The organism is Micromonospora sp. NPDC049203 (genome assembly GCF_043197215.1).
Lineage (GTDB): Bacteria > Actinomycetota > Actinomycetes > Mycobacteriales > Micromonosporaceae > Micromonospora.
In genome coordinates this window covers 224,675-241,913 of the sequence record NZ_JBICSV010000007.1, presented here as the reverse complement: position 1 = coordinate 241,913, position 17,239 = coordinate 224,675, and the positions used below count along the sequence as shown (strand labels likewise).

The 17,239-nt window shown below is 74.1% G+C and carries 16 protein-coding genes; 7 read left to right on the top strand and 9 right to left on the bottom strand.

Going from position 1 to position 17,239, the window contains the following annotated elements:
* Positions 1-12: 12 nt before the first annotated feature.
* Positions 13-2,064: a DUF1800 domain-containing protein gene (locus tag ACGFIA_RS20815; RefSeq protein WP_393261456.1), complete on the bottom strand. Its 2,052-nt coding sequence runs from the start codon at positions 2,062-2,064 to the stop codon at positions 13-15.
* A gap of 445 nt (positions 2,065-2,509) precedes the next feature.
* On the opposite strand from ACGFIA_RS20815, the gene ACGFIA_RS20810 reads away from it, so the two are divergent.
* Positions 2,510-2,767, top strand: coding sequence for a DUF3040 domain-containing protein (locus ACGFIA_RS20810; RefSeq protein WP_354872192.1), 258 nt, complete (start codon positions 2,510-2,512; stop codon positions 2,765-2,767).
* Between the two features lie 51 nt (positions 2,768-2,818).
* Here ACGFIA_RS20810 and ACGFIA_RS20805 read toward each other — a convergent pair whose 3' ends face one another.
* Together ACGFIA_RS20805 and ACGFIA_RS20800 are read right to left on the bottom strand one after the other, a co-directional pair.
* Positions 2,819-3,733 carry an SWIM zinc finger family protein gene (locus ACGFIA_RS20805; protein WP_357389122.1) on the bottom strand — a complete coding sequence of 305 codons (915 nt, stop codon included), beginning with the start codon at positions 3,731-3,733 and terminating at the stop codon, positions 2,819-2,821.
* A complete protein-coding gene (locus tag ACGFIA_RS20800) occupies positions 3,730-7,008 on the bottom strand; it encodes an SNF2-related protein (protein WP_393261452.1) in 3,279 nt (1,092 codons plus the stop codon). The genes ACGFIA_RS20805 and ACGFIA_RS20800 overlap by 4 nt, the downstream gene beginning before the upstream one ends.
* A gap of 82 nt (positions 7,009-7,090) precedes the next feature.
* Between ACGFIA_RS20800 and ACGFIA_RS20795 the strand changes: the two genes are divergently transcribed.
* Entirely contained in the window at positions 7,091-7,951 is an 861-nt protein-coding gene (locus ACGFIA_RS20795; RefSeq protein ID WP_357470405.1) for a carbohydrate kinase family protein, read from the top strand.
* 4 nt (positions 7,952-7,955) lie between these two features.
* Here ACGFIA_RS20795 and ACGFIA_RS20790 read toward each other — a convergent pair whose 3' ends face one another.
* Entirely contained in the window at positions 7,956-8,477 is a 522-nt protein-coding gene (locus ACGFIA_RS20790) for a DinB family protein (protein WP_357470409.1), read from the bottom strand.
* An 85-nt stretch (positions 8,478-8,562) separates the two neighbouring features.
* Here ACGFIA_RS20790 and ACGFIA_RS20785 point away from each other — a divergent pair, with 85 nt between their 5' ends.
* A complete protein-coding gene (locus ACGFIA_RS20785) occupies positions 8,563-8,769 on the top strand; it encodes a hypothetical protein (RefSeq protein ID WP_357470412.1) in 207 nt (68 codons plus the stop codon).
* Between the two features lie 9 nt (positions 8,770-8,778).
* Here the strand turns inward: ACGFIA_RS20785 and ACGFIA_RS20780 are convergent, their stop codons facing one another.
* Together ACGFIA_RS20780 and ACGFIA_RS20775 are read right to left on the bottom strand one after the other, a co-directional pair.
* A complete protein-coding gene (locus ACGFIA_RS20780; RefSeq protein ID WP_357470416.1) occupies positions 8,779-9,924 on the bottom strand; it encodes a polysaccharide pyruvyl transferase family protein in 1,146 nt (381 codons plus the stop codon).
* 74 nt (positions 9,925-9,998) lie between these two features.
* Positions 9,999-10,577, bottom strand: coding sequence for a TetR family transcriptional regulator (locus tag ACGFIA_RS20775; protein ID WP_357470419.1), 579 nt, complete (start codon positions 10,575-10,577; stop codon positions 9,999-10,001).
* Positions 10,578-10,669: 92 nt separating this feature from the next.
* On the opposite strand from ACGFIA_RS20775, the gene ACGFIA_RS20770 reads away from it, so the two are divergent.
* Together ACGFIA_RS20770 and ACGFIA_RS20765 are read left to right on the top strand one after the other, a co-directional pair.
* Entirely contained in the window at positions 10,670-11,245 is a 576-nt protein-coding gene (locus ACGFIA_RS20770) for a dihydrofolate reductase family protein (RefSeq protein WP_393261448.1), read from the top strand.
* Positions 11,246-11,286: 41 nt separating this feature from the next.
* Positions 11,287-12,219 carry a phosphotransferase family protein gene (locus tag ACGFIA_RS20765; protein WP_393261446.1) on the top strand — a complete coding sequence of 311 codons (933 nt, stop codon included), beginning with the start codon at positions 11,287-11,289 and terminating at the stop codon, positions 12,217-12,219.
* Between the two features lie 14 nt (positions 12,220-12,233).
* Here the strand turns inward: ACGFIA_RS20765 and ACGFIA_RS20760 are convergent, their stop codons facing one another.
* Positions 12,234-13,448 carry an ROK family protein gene (locus tag ACGFIA_RS20760; protein WP_393261443.1) on the bottom strand — a complete coding sequence of 405 codons (1,215 nt, stop codon included), beginning with the start codon at positions 13,446-13,448 and terminating at the stop codon, positions 12,234-12,236.
* 196 nt (positions 13,449-13,644) lie between these two features.
* Positions 13,645-14,520 carry a universal stress protein gene (locus tag ACGFIA_RS20755; RefSeq protein ID WP_393261440.1) on the bottom strand — a complete coding sequence of 292 codons (876 nt, stop codon included), beginning with the start codon at positions 14,518-14,520 and terminating at the stop codon, positions 13,645-13,647.
* 103 nt (positions 14,521-14,623) lie between these two features.
* Here ACGFIA_RS20755 and ACGFIA_RS20750 point away from each other — a divergent pair, with 103 nt between their 5' ends.
* A complete protein-coding gene (locus tag ACGFIA_RS20750) occupies positions 14,624-15,082 on the top strand; it encodes a MarR family winged helix-turn-helix transcriptional regulator (protein WP_357389143.1) in 459 nt (152 codons plus the stop codon).
* Positions 15,083-15,156: 74 nt separating this feature from the next.
* On the top strand, positions 15,157-16,584 hold the full coding sequence (locus ACGFIA_RS20745) for an MFS transporter (protein WP_393261438.1): 1,428 nt from the start codon (positions 15,157-15,159) through the stop codon (positions 16,582-16,584).
* A 1-nt stretch (position 16,585) separates the two neighbouring features.
* Here the strand turns inward: ACGFIA_RS20745 and ACGFIA_RS20740 are convergent, their stop codons facing one another.
* Positions 16,586-17,170, bottom strand: a complete 585-nt coding sequence (locus ACGFIA_RS20740) for a helix-turn-helix domain-containing protein (RefSeq protein ID WP_393261435.1) — start codon at positions 17,168-17,170, stop codon at positions 16,586-16,588.
* Positions 17,171-17,239 lie beyond the last annotated feature (69 nt).

Here is a 17,239-nt window from a genome sequence, read left to right as displayed (position 1 = left end):
CCATCGAATGCCTCACCGGAGGTGGTGCTGGGGGGACGCGAGGATCGTCCGCGCGACAGCGGCGATGGCCCCGTTGAAGGTGGCGTCGACCTTGGCGCTCTCGGACACGCCGGCCACGGCGAGCACGAGCTTCTTCTCCTTGGCGCTGAGCTTCTGCTGCACCAGCCGCTGGGCCAGCGCGTCCACGTACGCCCCGGCGGTGGCCGGCGGCTTCGCCACCAGCTTCTCCGGCTTGGCGAAGGTGAACTGCTTGCGGTAGCCGGCGATCAGGTCGCCCGCCTCGTTCCAGCCGTCGATCATGGTGCCGGCCGAGGTCCAGGCCAGGTAGACGTCGGCGTAGCCGTCCGGGGTGGGCTTGCCCATCGGGTACTGGCCGAGCTCGCGCATCTTGTCCTGGATCTGCCGCAGGCCCTGCCCGAACGGGGTACGCCGGTTGTCGCCGGAGGAGTAGCCGGGGGCAGCCTCCGGCGAGACACCCAGCGCCCGGTACGTGGCGACCAGGTACTCCATCGGGCGGCGTACCTTCTGGCCGACCGCGGCCCAGAACTCCGAGGAGCTGAACAGCGTGGCCAGCACCGGGCGGATCTGCCCCTTGTTCGTGGTGTACGCCTTGGCGAGGCGGTCCACCACGGACTTCGGCGGGGTGTCGGAGACGAACCGGGTGGCGAGGTTCTGTGCCACGTACCGCGCTGTCGACGGGTGCATCGCGATGTAGCGGATGTACGAGTCGATCACCTTGTCGGCGGCCACCGGGTCGTCGGAGTTGTTGGCGTGGCTGAACCCGAGGATCTTCACCTTGCCGAGGTAGTGGCGCTCGGCGAAGAACTTGTACTTGCCGTCGGCGACGCCGCGTCCGGTCTGGAGCAGCGCGGCCTGGCGGACGTCCTTCTCGGTGTAACCGCCGTCGACGCCGACCGAGTACAGCTCCAGGTTCTCCCGGGCCAGGTTCTCGTTAACCGCGTCCTTGCGCGAGTCGACCTGGTTCAGGTAGAGCAGCAGCGCCGGGTGCTTGTTCGCGGCGACGAGCATCTCCGGGTAGCTGCCCAGCGCGTGCTTGCGGATGACGTCCCGGTCGAACGCGTTGCGGTAGTTCTCCCCGCCGTCGAAGTCGGCGGCGACGTGCAGGAAGTCGTTCCAGAAGTCGACCATGACCTCGAACAGCTGCCGGTCGGACCAGATCTGCCGGGCGATGGTGGCGTCCACCGTCTCCCGGGCCGGGTCGACGCCCTTCTCGTTGAGCTGCTCGCGCTGGTCGCGCAGCTGCGTCGGGCTGAGCTTGAGCGACTGCAGGTCGGCCAGCTTCAGCTCGGCCTTCGTCGGGGCGATCTTCTCCGGTTCGAGCTGCTCGCGCAGCCAGTCGTCGATGCCGAGCCGCTTGATGTCGGCCATCACCTTCGGGGTGGCGCCGAACGTGGTGCGGACCGCGAGGTGCCGGATCGGGTCCTTGGCGAGGACCGTCTTCACCGTCACCTTCGTCGCCTCGGCGGCTGCGGCCGGGCTGCCGTAGAGGCGGCCACCGGACGGCGCGTTGCGCTTGAGCGCCTCACCGGCCCGGGAGCCCATGTAGCTCTCGTTCTGCTCGGTGTAGGTTCGTACCGTGCTGGGCTGCTGGCCGCTGGGCCGGGCGGAGCTGCCGTCGGTGGTGACGGTGCCGGTGGCGTCACCGGCCGGCGCGTCACTGAAGAGGCCACGCACCTGCGGGGACATGGCCAGGGCGGCGCCACCGGCGACCACCACGGCGCCGCCGAGGGTGGCCAGCGCCCGGCGCCGGCCCCGCTTGGGGGCCCCGTCACCGTCGTCGTCCAGGTCGGGCAGTCCACCGCCGGTCGGCGGGCCGTATCCGCCGGCGGGCTGGGCGTATCCGCCGGGCTGGGGGTAGCCGGCGGGGGCCGGCGCGGCGGGGGCGAAACCGTTCGGCCCGACCCACTGCGGGCCCGGGGCGGGGTGACCGCCGGCGTACGGTGCGGCGTCCAGGTCGCGGTACCCGTCCGGTTGGGGGTGCTGGTATCCGTCCCAGCCGCGGTCGTCCCGGGGGCGACGCGGTGGCACGTTCTGGTCGGCCATGTAGCTGTCCCGTTTTCTTCGAGCGCCGGCACGCTGCCACCCGGGGGGTCGGGTGACGCAGGGGCGGCGACGGTTGCCGGAGAAGTTGCCTACGGGAAAGTAGCCATGCCGTCCCGGCCACTCAAGGCGCGCCGAACGCGCTCGTGAGCGCACTTAAGACAGTGCTGAGAACCGACGGGAGAGACCGGTCGCGACGGCCGGCGCACGGCGGCTTCCGGAGCAGGGACGACCCGGGCCCGCACCGACCGGATGCGAGGTTTCGCACCCCGGCGACGCCGCCGGGCGCGTTCACCACCTCACCGAAACTTAAGGTACGGATAAGCCTGCGCTGAGAACCTCGTTCCGCCTGTCCGGCCCGCCGAAACAGCAGCAGCGGCGGCGCGTGACCGGCCTCCGATCCGGGTATGCCGCCGAACCGCTGAAGCCGTGAGGGGAAGGCACCGCCATGCTCAGCCAAGAGGATCAGCGCAGGTTCGAACAGATCACCCGCCATCTACGGGAGAGTGACCCACGGTTCTTCGCCCGGTTGAACAACCGGGCCAAGGGCCGCCGGGGCCGGTACATGATGCTGTTGACGATCGTGCTGTGGGCCTCGCTGCCGGCGATGACAGTGCTCGTCGGGCGGCTGGCCGGGGCGATCTGCGCGGTGGTGCTGGTCGCCAACGCCGCGGTGATGTGGCGCTTCCGCCGCCGCTTGCTGTAGGCGTAAGGAAGGGCCCCTTCTTAACGCATTCGGTAGAGGAAGGGCCCCCTGTTAACACTCGCCTTCGGCGCGACCGAACTCCCTGGGGGACGCGGCTCCGCCGCTGCCGAACTCCCGGTACGCCCGGCGCAGCCGCTCGGCCAGGCCCGGCCCGCCGACTGCGGCCCCGGGCGGCCCGAGCTGACGCAACAGCAGCTCCGGGCCGGTGGCGAGCGTGGGTGGCCGGTCCGGCAGCGCCACCGGCGCCAGCCAGAACCGGTCCAGCTCGTCGTCCGGCTCGACCGCCGGCAACCCGGCCAGGGCACGCGCCGCGCCGCCAATCCCATCCGCGCCGCCGGCCCGGTCCGTACCGCCGGTCCCGGCCGAGCCGGGGTGAGCGCCGCGCAGCGTACGCAGCCGGTCCAGCAGGTCGGCGCGGGACCGTCCGCGCCAGTGCAGCAGGTGGAACGGGTCCGCGTCGAACGCCTCGGCGAGCAGGTAGAACGTGGCCGCCAAGTGTTTGCACGGCACCGCGAAGTCGGGGCAGCCGCACCGCTGGTCGAGTTCGTCGACGTCGGCCGGGAACAGCGGCGCGCCCGCCTCGGCGAACAGCTCCTCCAGTTCGGCCGGCAGGTCACCGGCGAGCAGCCGGGCGCTGAAGAACGCCTGCCCGGCCAGCTCCGCCTCGATCCGCCGCCACGTCTTCTCCGGGTACGCGGCCAGCCCGATCCGCACCGGGTAGGGACGCGGCCGGGAGCCCTGCACCTCGGCGGTGACGGTTCCCGGTGACACGTCCAGCCGGAGCACCTGCCCACGGCGCGCGTACGCCCGGCCGCGGGTGAGCCGGGAGCCCAGCGCGAACGACTCCAGCACCTCCACGAACCGCCGGGACCACCAGGACTGCCCGATCGCGCCCCGGGTGCTGCGCGCCCGTAGCCCGCCCTCGACCCGTACCGGCGGACCGTAGTCGTCAAAACCGGGGCTCACTCGACCACCGCCCCGGACTCCAGCCGGAACAGGTCGCGCAGCGTCTCGGTCGACAGCTCGGTGACCCACTGCTCGCCGCTGCCCACCACCGAGCGGGCCAGGCTGCGCTTGTCGGCGATCATCGCGGCCACCTTCTCCTCGACGGTGCCGGCGCAGACGAACTTGCGTACCTGGACGCGGCGGCGCTGTCCGATGCGGAACGCCCGGTCGGTGGCCTGGTCCTCGACGGCCGGGTTCCACCACCTGTCCACGTGCACCACGTGGTTGGCGGCGGTCAGCGTGAGCCCGGTGCCGCCGGCCTTGAGCGAAAGGACGAACAGCGGCGGCCCCTGCCGCGACTGGAACCGGGTCACCATGGCGTCCCGTTCGGCCTTGCCGACGCCGCCGTGCAACAGCAGCACCTCCCGGCCGGTACGCGCCGACAGGTGCCCGCGCAGCATGCCGCCGAACTCGGCGTACTGGGTGAACAGCAACGCCTTCTCCCCCGCCGCGAGCACCTCGTCGACGATCTCGTCGAGGCGTTCCAGCTTGCCGGACCGGCCGTCCAGCGCGGAGCCGTCGTGCAGCAGCTGGGCTGGATGGTTGCAGACCTGCTTGAGTCGGGTCATGGTGGCCAGCACCAGCCCGCGCCGCTCGATCCCGTCGCTGGACTCGATCTTCGCCATCATGTCGTCGACCACTGCGCGGTAGAGCGCGGCCTGCTCGGCGGTGAGGTTGCAGACCACCTCCATCTCCAGCTTCTCCGGCAGGTCGGTGATGATCGTCGCGTCGGTCTTGAGGCGGCGCAGCACGAACGGGCCGGTGATCCGGCGCAGCCGCTCGGCCACCTCGGCGTCGCCGTGCCGCTCGATCGGTTCGGCGAAGCGCTTGCGGAACGTGGCGGCCGGGCCGAGCAGCCCTGGGTTCGCGAACTGCATGATCGACCAGAGGTCGGCCAGCCGGTTCTCCACCGGCGTACCGGTGACCGCGACCCGGTGCCGCGCGGGCAGCGACCGGACCGCCTCGGCCTGCCGGGTCGCGGCGTTCTTGATCGCCTGTGCCTCGTCCACCACCACCCGGTGCCAGTCGACGCCGGAGAGCTCGAACGCGTCCCGGGCCGCCACCGAGTACGTGGTGAGCACCAGGTCCGCCTCCCCGACGGCGGCGGCGAAGCCCTCGCCCCGGGCCCGCTCGGCGCCGTGGTGCACGTGCACCCGCAGCGCGGGGGCGAACTTCGCCGCCTCCCGCTGCCAGTTGCCGACCAGCGACATCGGGCAGACAAGCAGCGTGGGCCCGGTCTCCGGCGGGTCACCGGCGAGCAGTGCGAGCAGTTGCACGGTCTTGCCCAGGCCCATGTCGTCGGCGAGGATCCCGCCGAGTCCGAGCGACTGGAGGAACGCCAGCCAGGCCAGTCCACGCCGCTGGTACGGCCGCAGCGTCCCGCTGAAGCCCGGCGGCGGGTCGGCCGGGGTGAGCCGCCGCTCCGCCTCACCGGCCAGCAGCTCGCCCAGCGCGCCGTCGGCGACGACGTCCAGCACCGGCAGCTCACCGGCGTTGTCGTCGCCGGACAGGCCCATCCGCAGCAGGTCGGCCACCGTCAGCTCGCCGGAGGAGCGCAGCAGCTTCAGCCCCGCCTCCAGCCGCTGCGGGTCCAGCTCGACCCACCGGCCGCGCAGCCGGACCAGCGGCGACTTCAGGTCGGCGAGCGTCGCCAGTTCCTCGGCGGTCAGCGGCTGGTCGCCGAGCGCCAGCTCCCAGCGGTAGTCGACGAGCGCGTCCAGCCCCAGCTTCCCGGCGGTGGTGGCGACCGCACCCGGCGCGGTACGGCTGCGCGCCCGCAACCGTGCTCCCAGCCGGGACGAGGAACGCCGCCACCACGACGGCAGCAGCACCCCGAACCCGGCCGCGTGCAGCACCGGGGCGCCCTCGCGCAGGAACCGGTGCGCGCCCTCGGCGTCCAGCTCCATGCCCTCCGGCGCGGCGGTACGCAGCGCGGCGTCCACCTCCGGCCACAGCCGGCTGGCCCGGCCCAGCTCGGCGAGAAGCGTCTCCTGCGGCTCCACGCCCCGGGCGGCGAGCGCGGGCGCGGGCCGCTGCCAGATGTGCGCGGCGTCCACCACGAGCCCCGGCTCGTCGGCGGGGTGCAGGCCGAACTCGACCCGCCAGACCGCGTCCTCGACCAGTTCGGCGACCGGGTCGACGGCCGGTTCGACCAGGCGGAACGTGGCCCGTACCGCGCCGCCCGCAGCGTCGCGCTGCCAGGCGTCCATTTCCTCGCGCAGCGTCGCCAGCGCGTCCGGCTCGGCCGGGAAGGCGCGTTCCGGTCCGGTGAGCGCGGCCAGCCAGCGCGGCACCGCGCCGACCGGGCGCATCCCCCGGTGCAGCCGGGTGTCGGCCAGCGCCACCCGGGCGGCGGCGTCGACGAGCGCGTCCAGCGCCTCCGCCACCAGCGCACCGGCCCCGACGTCGTCGGCCCGCCCGTCCCACGCGTCCGTCGTCGCGGCAGACCCGCTCAGCGGAGGCTCCGGTCGCCACTCCCGGGCGGCGCGGGCCGCCGGTGGCAACGCCAGCGCCAGGTCACGCGCCCAGGCCGCGTCGGTGCCGGTGAGCAGCGGCCGCCAGAGCGCCCATCCCGTCGCCACGTCGTCCGCGCCCACGGCCCGCAGCCGCCGCCCGGCCCCCGCGACACCCGAGACCGCACCGGCCGCACCCGCCCCCACGGACCGCCGCCCGGCCGCCGCCCCGCCCGAGCCGGCGACGCCCGGGACCGTCGGTGACCGCCGCGCCGAGGTCCGTCCGCCGGTCAAGGCCGGCCCTCCGTCGGCCACACCAATGGGGTACGCCTCCAGCGCGACCGGCAGCAGCCGGCCGCGGGTCACCAGATCGGCGGCGAAGTCGGCCAGCTCGCACAGGTGACGCAGGCTCGCCCCGGCCGGGCCCGGCATCGGGGCGCGCAGCAGCGCGTACGCGGCGTCCGGGGCGTACGCCAGGGCGGGTGCCCGCCATCCGGCGCGGGTGACCGGGCCGCGGACCGGTTCGGTGACTGTGGCCCGGACCAGCTCCGGCGAGTCCAGCGGCGAGCCGGCCCGGGTCGGCAGGTCCAGCAGGACGGAGACCGGCTCGCCCGGCATGCCGTCGAGCGCGGCGGCGAGCGTGGCGTGGTCGGCGGCGAACGGGTGCGGGCGCTCACGCGGCACGCGGCCGGGGCGGCGCGGCGCGCGGGCCGGGAGCGTGCTGTCCTCGGCCCACAGGGCGAGTCCGGCGCCGGGCAGCCACAACCCGTGGATGACCAGCACTGCTCCCCCTCGCAACCCGGGGCGGAAGGACGGCGCCCCGGGGAGTCAGGATAGGCCGCCGGGCGCGGATATCGTCGGCGCCATGGTCGACCTTCTCGTGATCGGCGGACTCGGCGTGGACATCCGTGCCCGGGTGCCCGCCCTGCCGCCACCGGTGGCCGACTCGCTGCTGGTGCCCCCGATCGACCTGCGGATCGGCAACACCGGCTCCGGCGTGGCCCTGGCCGCGCACGCGCTCGGCCTGCGGGTGGCGCTCGTCGACGTGCTGGGCGCCGACCCGGCCGGTGACGTGGTGCGGGCGGCGCTGGCGCGTACCTCGATCCGGACCACACTGGCCGACGCGCCGGCCGGCACCCGCCGCTCGGTGAACCTGGTCGACCCGGACGGCCGGCGGATGTCGCTGCACGATCCGCGCCCGTGGTCGGGGCCGGCGCCGTTCGCTGAGGCGGAGCTGGCGGCGCTGGTCGCCGAGGCGGCCCACGTCCACCTGTCGATCATGGATTGGGCCCGGGACGCCCTGCCGGTGCTGCGTGCCGCCTCGTCGGTCTCCACCGACCTGCACGACTGGGACGGCGAGAACGACTACCACCGCCCGTTCGCCCGGATCGCTGACCTGGTCTTCGTCAGCGACACGCGGCTCGGCGAGCGGGCCGGGACGGAGGCGGCCGGGCTGGCGCCGCGCACGGTGCTGGTGACCGGCGGGGCGGCCGGCGCGACCCTGCACACCCCCGGCGCGCCGCCGGCGCACGTCCCAGCTGCCACCCCGCCGGGGCCGGTGGTGGACACCAACGGCGCCGGGGACGCGTTCGCGGCCGGGGTGATCGCCGCCCGGCTGCGTGGCGCGGACGTCCTCGACGCGGCCCGGTACGCCGCACGGGTGGCCGCCGCCGCGTGCACGCACGACGGGATGGAGTACCCGGACGGGCTGCTGCCCCGCGAGTGACCCGTCAGATCGCGCCGGTCTCGCCGTCGGTCAGCTCGCGCAGGATGTCGGCGTGCCCGGCGTGCCGGGCGGTCTCCTCGACCAGGTGCACCAGCACCCAGCGCAGCGACACCTCGCCGAGCTGCGGGTGCGGCACCACATGGTCGAGGTCGAACCGCGCGGCGACCCGGCGGGACTGTTCGCACGCCGCCTCGTACGCGGCGGCGAGCGCCTCGACTGTGTCGCCGGGGCGCAGCGCGAAGCTGGCGTCGGCGTCGGCCTGGGAGGTGACGTAGACGTCACCCGGCTCGGGGTCGAACAGGCAGCGGAACCAGTTCCCCTCGACCACCGTCAGGTGCTGGAGCAGCCCGGCAAGGGTGGTCAGCGAGGGCACCAGACGCCGGGTGGCGTCGGCGTCGGTCAGGCCGCGCACCTTGCGCAGCACGGTGGCCCGGTGGAAATCGAGGAACGCGTCGAGGATCGCCCGCTCGCCGCCCGTGCGGGCGAGGACCGGACCGAGTGTCGGATCGATCGTCGGGTGCGCCATTCCCGGACCCTAGTACGCGGTGTGCTCGGCCCGCTGCCCCGCGTGATCCCCTGCGCGGCCGGGCCGGCCGGGGCAGGATGGGCGCATGGCTTCCTCGGTGCAGATCCCTCTGGTGGGCGGCGCGGCCGACGGCGAGACCGTCACCGTCGAGCTTGACGGCAACGGCCGTCCGCCGCTGACCCACCACCACCTCGGGGCGCAGGGTCTGGCGGAGGCGCAGATCTACGAGCTGGAGTCGGACGACCGGCCGGGCCGGGAGTGGGTCTACGCCTGGCGCGGCCCGGCGGTCTGACGGCCCGGCTCACAGCGCGTGCGTCAGCGTGCGGGCCCTGATGCTGTCCAGCACGCTGCGGGTCACCTGCGAGGTGCCGCGCGCCTGCTCGCACACCTCCGCGACCCGGCGCGCGGTCTCGTCGGCCCGGGCCGCCCGCTCGTCCCACAGCCGGTCCACCTCGGCCAGCAACGGCCCCTCCACCTCGCGTTCCACGCCGCGCAGCGCCGGCACACCGAGCCGCTGGGCCAGGTCGAAGACCTTTCCGGCGTACGGCAGCGGCAGGAACGGCGTGCCCATCATGGCCGCGAAGATCAGGAAGTGCAGGCGCATGCCGACCGCGAGGTCGAAGTGGCGCATCAGCCCGAGGATCTGCGCCGGGCGGTAGTCGCCGTGCAGGATCCGGCCCCGGTCGGCGGCGGTCATGTGCGACAGCACGCCGTGGGAGTGCCGGATGTCGTCGCGTTCCATCGGCACGAACAGCACGTGCGCGTCGATCCGGTGCACCAGGAAGTCACCGATCTGGGCGAGCAGGCGGTGGTAGCCGTCCACGTCGAGCCGCTCGGCCGCCCGGCCCGGCTCACGCACGCTGAGCCCGACCAGCCGGGACCCGGCCGGTACGCCCTCCTCGCGCAGCCACTGCTGGGGGAACTCCTCCGGTTCGAGCAGGAACGCTGGGTCGGCGGTGACGGTGATCGGGTTCACCAGGCCCGCCTCCTCCAGCACCATCCGGGACTCCTGGTCGCGGACTGTCACCTCGACGGCCTGCGCCAGCGTCTCGCGCACCATGCCGCTGTCCAGCGTGTCGGTGAGCGGGCCGACCCCTACCGCGTACGTGAGCAGCGGCAGCCCTCGCTCCTGGGCCACCCGGACCACCCGCAGGTAGCGCCGGGCCTCCTTGTCGTAGAGGATCCCGCCGCCGCCGAGGATGAGCAGGTCGAGCTGGTTGAGCACCGGGGACGAGTCGACCCGGCTGACGCCCTCCCACGGCACCGCCTCGACCTCGGGGTGAGCCAGCGCGGTGTGCGCCGGGTTGCGGGAGAAGACGATGATCCGGGCGTTGGGCTCGTGACGGCGCAGATCGTCCAGCAGACCCGTGAGGATCGCCTCGTCGCCGAGGTTGCGACCGCCGTAGGAGCCGAGCACGCCGATGGTCAGTCCGGTGCGTTCCCTCATCCGTTGCTCCTTCCCAGGGGCGTCCGGGCCAGCGTTCCCGCTGGCCACCCCGGGTTAACGCGCGGCGAGGACGCTCAACCGGTGGTGTCGCCGACCAGACGGGAGACGAGGGTGGAGACCACCTGATCGGTGTCGAACCCGGCGTCGATCGAGGTGGTGAGCAGGTCGAGCAGGAGCCCGTCGACCGCGTAGTGCAGCAGCGCCACCTCGTACGCCCCGCCTGGTAGCCCGGCGGCGGCGTGGTGGGCGACGTCGTCCGCGTACCCCTGGCGCAGCACGCCGCCGAGCGCGGACCGCAACTCGGGGCGGCGCGCGGCCTCCAGCCGCAGCTCGAACAGCGCCCGGGTGAGGCCCGGCTCGCGGGTGGTGCGGGTGACGATGTCGCGCAGGTAGTCGGTCATCAGCGCGAGCGACGGCTCGCGGCGGCCGAGGTCGGCCAGCACGGCCGGGTCGGGCGCGATCCGGTCGAAGATCCGTTCGGCGAGGCCGGCGAGCAGCGCGGCGCGGGACGGGAAGTAGTTCGAGGTGGTGCCGGTGGGCACGCCCGCCTCGGCGTCGACCGCGCGGTGGGTCAGCCCGCGCGCGCCCGCGTCGGCGAGCACCCGCAGGCCGGCGTCGGCGAGCAGGGTACGGCGTTCCGGGTTCCTGGCCACGCGAACACACTAGCAACAACCACGACAGGTGTTGTACATTCGCCACCGAACCACGACAGCCGTCGTGGATCACCTCGGACATCGGAGCCGGTTTGCGCAAGCTCGTCTACTTCGTCGCCAGCACCCTCGACGGCTTCATCGCCGCGCCCGACGGGTCGTTCGACTTCCTCCCGCTGATGCCCGACGTGGCGCCCTACCTGGTGGCCGAGTGGCCCCAGACGCTGCCCACGTTCGCCCACGCCCAGCTCGGCGTCGACTCCCCGCCGAGCGGGCGCTTCGACACCGTGCTGATGGGCCGCGGCACCTACGAGCCCGGCCTGAAGATCGGCGCGACAAGCCCGTACGCGCACCTGGAGCAGTACGTGTTCAGCCGCTCCCTGCCCCCTGCCGACTACCCGGACGTGCACGTCGTCGACGGCGACCCGGCCGCCTTCGTCGGCGAGCTGAAGAGCCGGCCCGGGCGTGACATCTGGCTCTGCGGCGGCGGGCAGCTCGCCGGTCAGCTCCTCGACGAGATCGACGAGCTGGTGGTCAAGCTCAACCCGGTGCTCGTCGGCAGCGGCATCAAGCTCGTCGACAGCGGCTTCGACACGCGGCGGCTCACGCTCACCTCGACGCGTCCGTTCGACTCCGGCGTGGTGGTCCTGCGCTACACACGCCACGGTTAACCCGCTTGCCCCGGACGGCGGGCGGCACGCACCGTGTAGCGGTGACGAAGATCCGGCTGCACTGGCCCGAACTGCCCGCGCACGTCCGCGACGCCGTCGAGGCCGTCCTCGGCGACCGGGTGGTGGCGGCGGTGTCACAGCCGGGCGGCTTCTCCCCCGGCACCGCCGACCGGGTCCGTACCGCGGGTGGCGGCCGGGCCTTCGTCAAGGCGGTCAGCCCGGCGCAGAACGACCGCAGCCCCGGCCTGTACCGCGCCGAGGCACGGATCACCGCCGCCCTGCCGCCGGGCGCGCCCGCACCCCGGCTGCTCGGCAGCTACGACGACGGCGACTGGATAGCGCTCGTCCTCACCGACGTGGAGGGCCGGCACCCGGCCACCCCGTGGCGGGCCGACGAGCTGGCCGCCGTGCTGTGCACGCTGGAGGCCATGGCCGCCGCGCTCACTCCGGCACCCGCCGGGGTGAGCGTGCCCACCGCCGCCGAACTGCTCGCGCACGACTTCGGCGGGTGGCGACGCCTCGCCGCCGACCCGCCGGCCGGCCTCGACCCGTGGGCCCGGTCCCACCTGCCCGAACTGTGCGCCGCCGCCGACCGGGGACTGGCCGCGCTCACCGGCGACACGCTCTGCCACGTCGACGTACGCGCCGACAACCTGCTGCTCGGCCCGGACGGGTCGGTCACCGTCGTCGACTGGCCCTGGGCCTGTCGCGGGCCGGCCTGGTTGGACACCCTGCTCACCGTCGTCAACGTGCAGGTGTACGGCGGGCACGACCCCGACGCGCTGCTGGCCGCCCGACGGCTGACGGCTGATGTCGACGCGGCCGACCTGACCGGAGTGCTGGCCGGGTTCACCGGCTTCTTCCTCGACGGCGCCCGCCAGCCCCCACCACCCGGCATCCCGACCGTACGCGCGTTCCAGCGCCTACAGGGCGAGTCCCTGCTCCCCTGGCTGACCCACCGCCTGCCCTCCTGACCCGCCCCGCGTGGCTATGCGCGGGCGGGGGTGCCGAGGGGGTCGGCGAACAACGGGGAGAAGCCCAGTTCGGCGGCGCCGATCAAGGTCGCGTCGTAGCCGAGTGCGGAGACGCGCAGGCGGGCCTTGTCGCGGGAGATGGGCAGCACGTTGGCGGCGATCCGGCTGCGTACGTGCGCCGCCGAGGCGGGGAAGACCTCGCTCAGCGTGCCGCCGAAGATCACCACGCCGGGGTTGAACAAATTGATCACGTTCGCCACGCCGATGCCCAGCCAGTCACCGATGTGCCGCAGCGCGTCCTGGGCTGCGGGTTCGCCCCGCGCGGCGGCGGCGACGACCGCCCGTACCGCCTCGCGCCCCTTCTCCCGCGCCGGGCGGCCCGCGACGTCGAGCAGCGCCCGCTCCCCGACCTCGGCCTCCAGGCACCCGCGCGAGCCGCAGCCGCAGGGCCGCCCCTGGTACGGGTTCACGAGCATGTGCCCCACCTCGGAGGCGTACCCGCCGTCGCCGTCGAGCAGTTCCCCGCCCACAATGATGCCGCCGCCGACACCCACGTCACCGTGCAGGTAGACCAGGTTCTGCACGCCGACGCCGGCCCCGCGCTGATGCTCGGCCAGCGCACCGAGGTGCGCCTCGTTGCCGACCAGGACCGGCAGGCCCAGATCCAGCCGCCGCGCCAGCTCGGCGCCGAACGCCTGGTCCACCCACCCCATGTCCGGTCCGAACCGGACCATCCCGTCGCCCGGCCGGATCATGCCGCAGTAGGAGGCGCCCACACCCACGCACACCGACCCGGGTGGCGCGGCGTGGTGCAGGGCCCGCCCGAAGTCGGCGAGCACCGAGACCACGGAGTCGAGGTCGGCCCCGGCACGTGGGCGCTCCGCCTCCAGCCGTGCCGACACCACCCCGCCGAGCCCGACGCGGGCGGCCACGAGCCGGTCCACGGCGATGTCGAAGGCCAGGACGTAGACGGTGTCGGAGGCGGGACGCACCACACGCGAGGGACGCCCGGCCCGGCCACTGCCGCCCGCCGCCACCTCCCGGACCAGGCCGGCCGCCGCCAGTTCCGCGGTGAGCCCCATGACCGTGCTGCGGTTGACGCCCATCCAGTCGGCCAGCTCGACCCGCGTCACCGGGCCGGTGAGGTGGACACGCCGCAGCAGCGCGCCGAGGTTGAGCCGGCGGCTGTCCCCCTGCGCGTGCCGGTCTGCTGCCAGACCTTTCAGCATCGACAACTCCGTCGGATGGCGACTGGCTCTCCACGACCGAGGATAGTGGCCACACATCGACCGCTGCCAGCGTGCAGACCGCTCACCCGGCAGCGGGTCCCGCACGCCGGACGGCGAGTGGAACACCGTGGGTGCCTGCCGGTTCCGGAGGCACCCACGGCGTTCCACCCGCACGGCGAACGAAGCCGGAGAAGGGTTACTCCGCCTCGCGGACCGGGCTCTGCGGCACCACGAGCACCGGCCGGTGCGCGCGGTGCAGGGTGGCCATGGCGACGCTGCCGAGCAGGATCTTGCGGACCGCCGTCCGCCCGCGCGAGCCGACCACCACCAGGCTCGCCTTACGCTCGGTGGCGACCGTGGAGAGCGCCTCGGCCACCGCGCGCCCGGGCGCGCCGCCACCGGCGCGTACCCGCACTGTGGTCACCGGCTGCCCGTCGAGGGTCTCCGGCGTGTCCCCCTCGTCGCCGTCGACGGCGACCAGGATGATCTCCCGCTCGGGGAGGAGACGTCGGGCGGCCGCGAGCGCGGCCTCGGACCCGGCCGAGGCGTCCCAGCCGACCACCGCCGGCCCGGCGGCGAGCGCGTCGTGCTCGTCGGTCAGCAGCGGGTGCGGCACCACGAGCACGGGACGCGGGCTGTAGTGCACTGCCATGTCGGAGACGCTGCCGAGCACCGCGCGGGCGCCGCCGAGGCCGCGTGAGCCGAGCAGCAGCACGTCGGCCTGCTTCTCGTCGGCCAGCTCGGCGAGCCGGAGCCCCTCACCGCCGTAGCTGCGGCACACGAGCGGCTCGGCGTCCCAGCCGGCGGCGCGGCCCAGCATCACGCCGACCGCTGTCATCCGGTCGGCCTCCCGGCCGCCCTCGCGCTCGATGGCCTCCACGAACACGTTGATGTTGCGGTTGCCGGTCCAGAGCCGCTTGCGCAGTTCCTCGCTGGCGAACGGGGGCGTCCACAGGTGCCCGATCCACGCGTGCGCGCCGGGGAACAGCAGCGCTCCCGCCTCGATGGCGGCACTGGCGGCCGGAGACCCGTCGTAACCCACCACCACTTGCCTGACCTGCACGTCGCTCACCGCACCAAACCCCTCTCGCCGACGACTTCTCACAAGATCGTATCCGGCCCGGACCGGGTCCGAGCCGGATCGTCCGGCACGGAAGCATCGGTACGCTGGGCGGATGAGCAGCCCGGACCTGTCGTACCTCCTCGACCACACCAGCCACGTGTTGCGTACGCGGGTGGCGGCGGCGCTCGCCGAGATCGGGCTGACCGCCCGGATGCACTGTGTGCTCGCACATGCGCTGCCCGAGGAGCGTACGCAGATCCAGCTCGCCGAGATGGGCGACATGGACAAGACGACGATGGTGGTGACGGTGGACGCGCTGGAGCGGGCCGGGCTGGCCGAGCGGCGCCCGTCGCGTACCGACCGGCGGGCGCGGATCATCGCGGTGACCGAGGAGGGCGCCCGGGTGGCCGCCCGCAGCCAGGAGATCGTCGACCGGGTGCACGCCGAGACGCTGGCGAGCCTGCCGGACGACGAGCGGGAGGTCTTCCTGCGCGCGCTTCGGCGCCTGACCGCCGGGCACCTGGCCACGCCGGTGCAGAGCCCGAAACCGGCGCGCCGCGCCCGCCAATAGTTCGTCAATAGATTGTCTGCAACGGAACCATCCGTTACGGTCTCTCCTGTCGCACCTCTCGACAGGAGGACTCCATGTCCGCTCCCCGCTCCCGCCGGCTCGCCCTCGGCGTGCTCGCCACCGGCACCCTGATGACCATCCTGGACGGCAGCATCGTCACCGTGGCGATGCCGGCCATCCAGCGCGACCTGCACTTCTCCCCGGCCGGCCTGAGCTGGGTGGTGAACGCGTACCTGATCGCGTTCGGCAGCCTCCTCCTGCTCGCCGGCCGGCTCGGCGACCTGATCGGGCGCCGGGTGATGTTCCTCGGCGGCACCGCGCTGTTCACCGCCGCCTCCGCGCTGGCCGGGCTGGCGGCGAACAGCGCCACGCTCGTCGCGGCCCGCTTCCTCCAGGGCGTCGGCAGCGCGGCGGCGACGGCGGTCAGCCTCGGCATCCTCGTCACGCTCTTTCCCGACGCCGCCGGGCGGGCCCGGGCCTTCGCCGTGTTCGCCTTCACCGGCGCGGCCGGGGCAGCCATCGGACAGGTCGCCGGCGGCCTGCTCACCGACGCGCTGGGCTGGCACTGGATCTTCCTGATCAACCTGCCGATCGGGCTGGCCACCATCGTCCTCGCGGTCCGCACGCTGCCCGCGGACCGTGGTCTGGGCCTGGCCGCCGGAGCCGACGTGGCGGGCGCGCTGCTGGTCACCGCCGGGCTGGTCCTCGGCATCTACACGGTGGTCACCATCGAGCGGTACGGGGTGACGTCGGCGCACACGCTCGGCCTGGGCGCGCTCGCCGTCGCGCTGGTCGCCGGGTTCGTGGCCCGGCAGGCCACCGCGCGCCGCCCGCTCATGCCGCTGCGGCTGCTGCGCTCACGCGGCGTCGCGGTGGCGAACGTGGTGCAGGTCCTCACCGTGGCCGCGACGTTCGCGTTCCAGGTCCTCGTCACGCTCTACCTCCAGCAGGTGCTCGGCTACGACGCCACCCGCACCGGGCTGGCGCTGCTGCCGGCCGCCGTGGTGATCGGCGCGGTGTCGCTCGGCGTCTCGGCCCGGCTCAACGCCCGCTTCGGCGAGCGGGCCGTGCTGACCGCCGGGCTCGTCCTGCTGGTGGCCATGTTCGGGCTGCTGGCCCGGGTGCCGGTGGACGGCCGGTATCTGCCCGACGTGCTGCCGGTGATGCTGCTGGCCGGCGGGTTCGGGCTGGTGCTGCCGGCGCTCACCGCGCTCGGCATGTCCGCCGCCCGCACCGAGGACGCCGGTCTCGCCTCCGGGCTGTTCAACACCACCCAGCAACTCGGGATGGCGTTCGGGGTCGCGGTGCTGTCCACGCTGGCCGCCGCGCGCACCGCGGACCGGGCCGCGCTCGGCGACGACCGGGCCACGGCACTGACCAGCGGCTTCCACGCGGCGTTCGCGGCCGGCGCGGGGCTCGTGGTGGTCGCCGTCGTGCTCGCGTACGCGCTGCTGCGCCCCCGCACGGCGAAACGCGCCGACGCCCCGGCCCTGGTGGGGTGAGTCAGCGGGAGGCGCGGGGGCGGGCGCGCAGGTGGGCGCGTTCGCCCTGGCTGCCGAAGAGGCTGAGGAACTCCACCCCCTCGCTGTCGGCGCGGCCGAACCAGTGCGGTACGCGGGTGTCGAACTCGGCCGCCTCACCGGGGACCATCACCAGGTCGTGCTCGCCGAGCACGAGCCGCAGCCGCCCGTTGAGCACGTAGACCCACTCGTACCCCTCGTGGGTCTTCGGCTCGGGCTCGGACCGGCCGCCGGCCGGGATGATCAGCTTGTACGCCTGGATGCCGCCGGCGCGGCGGGTGAGCGGCAGCATGGTCATCCCGAACGCGGCGACCGGCCGCAGGTGGACGCGCGGGTCGCCGGTGGGCGGGGCGCCGACCAGCTCGTCCAGCGTCACGCCGTGCGCGCGGGCGAGCGGGAGCAGCAGTTCGAGGGTGGGCTTGCGGCCGCCGGACTCCAGCCGGGACAGCGTGCTCACCGAGATGCCGGTGGCGGCGGAGAGATCGGTGAGCGTGGTCTCCCGCTCACGCCGCAGCGCGCGCAGCCGGGGACCGACCGCGTCGAGGGCCTGGTCGAGGTCGACGTCCATGCCCCCAGTTTGCCACATCAGCAAGAGAGTTTGCGGTTCTGCGCTTCCCCGCCGCAGTCTGGTCGCGGA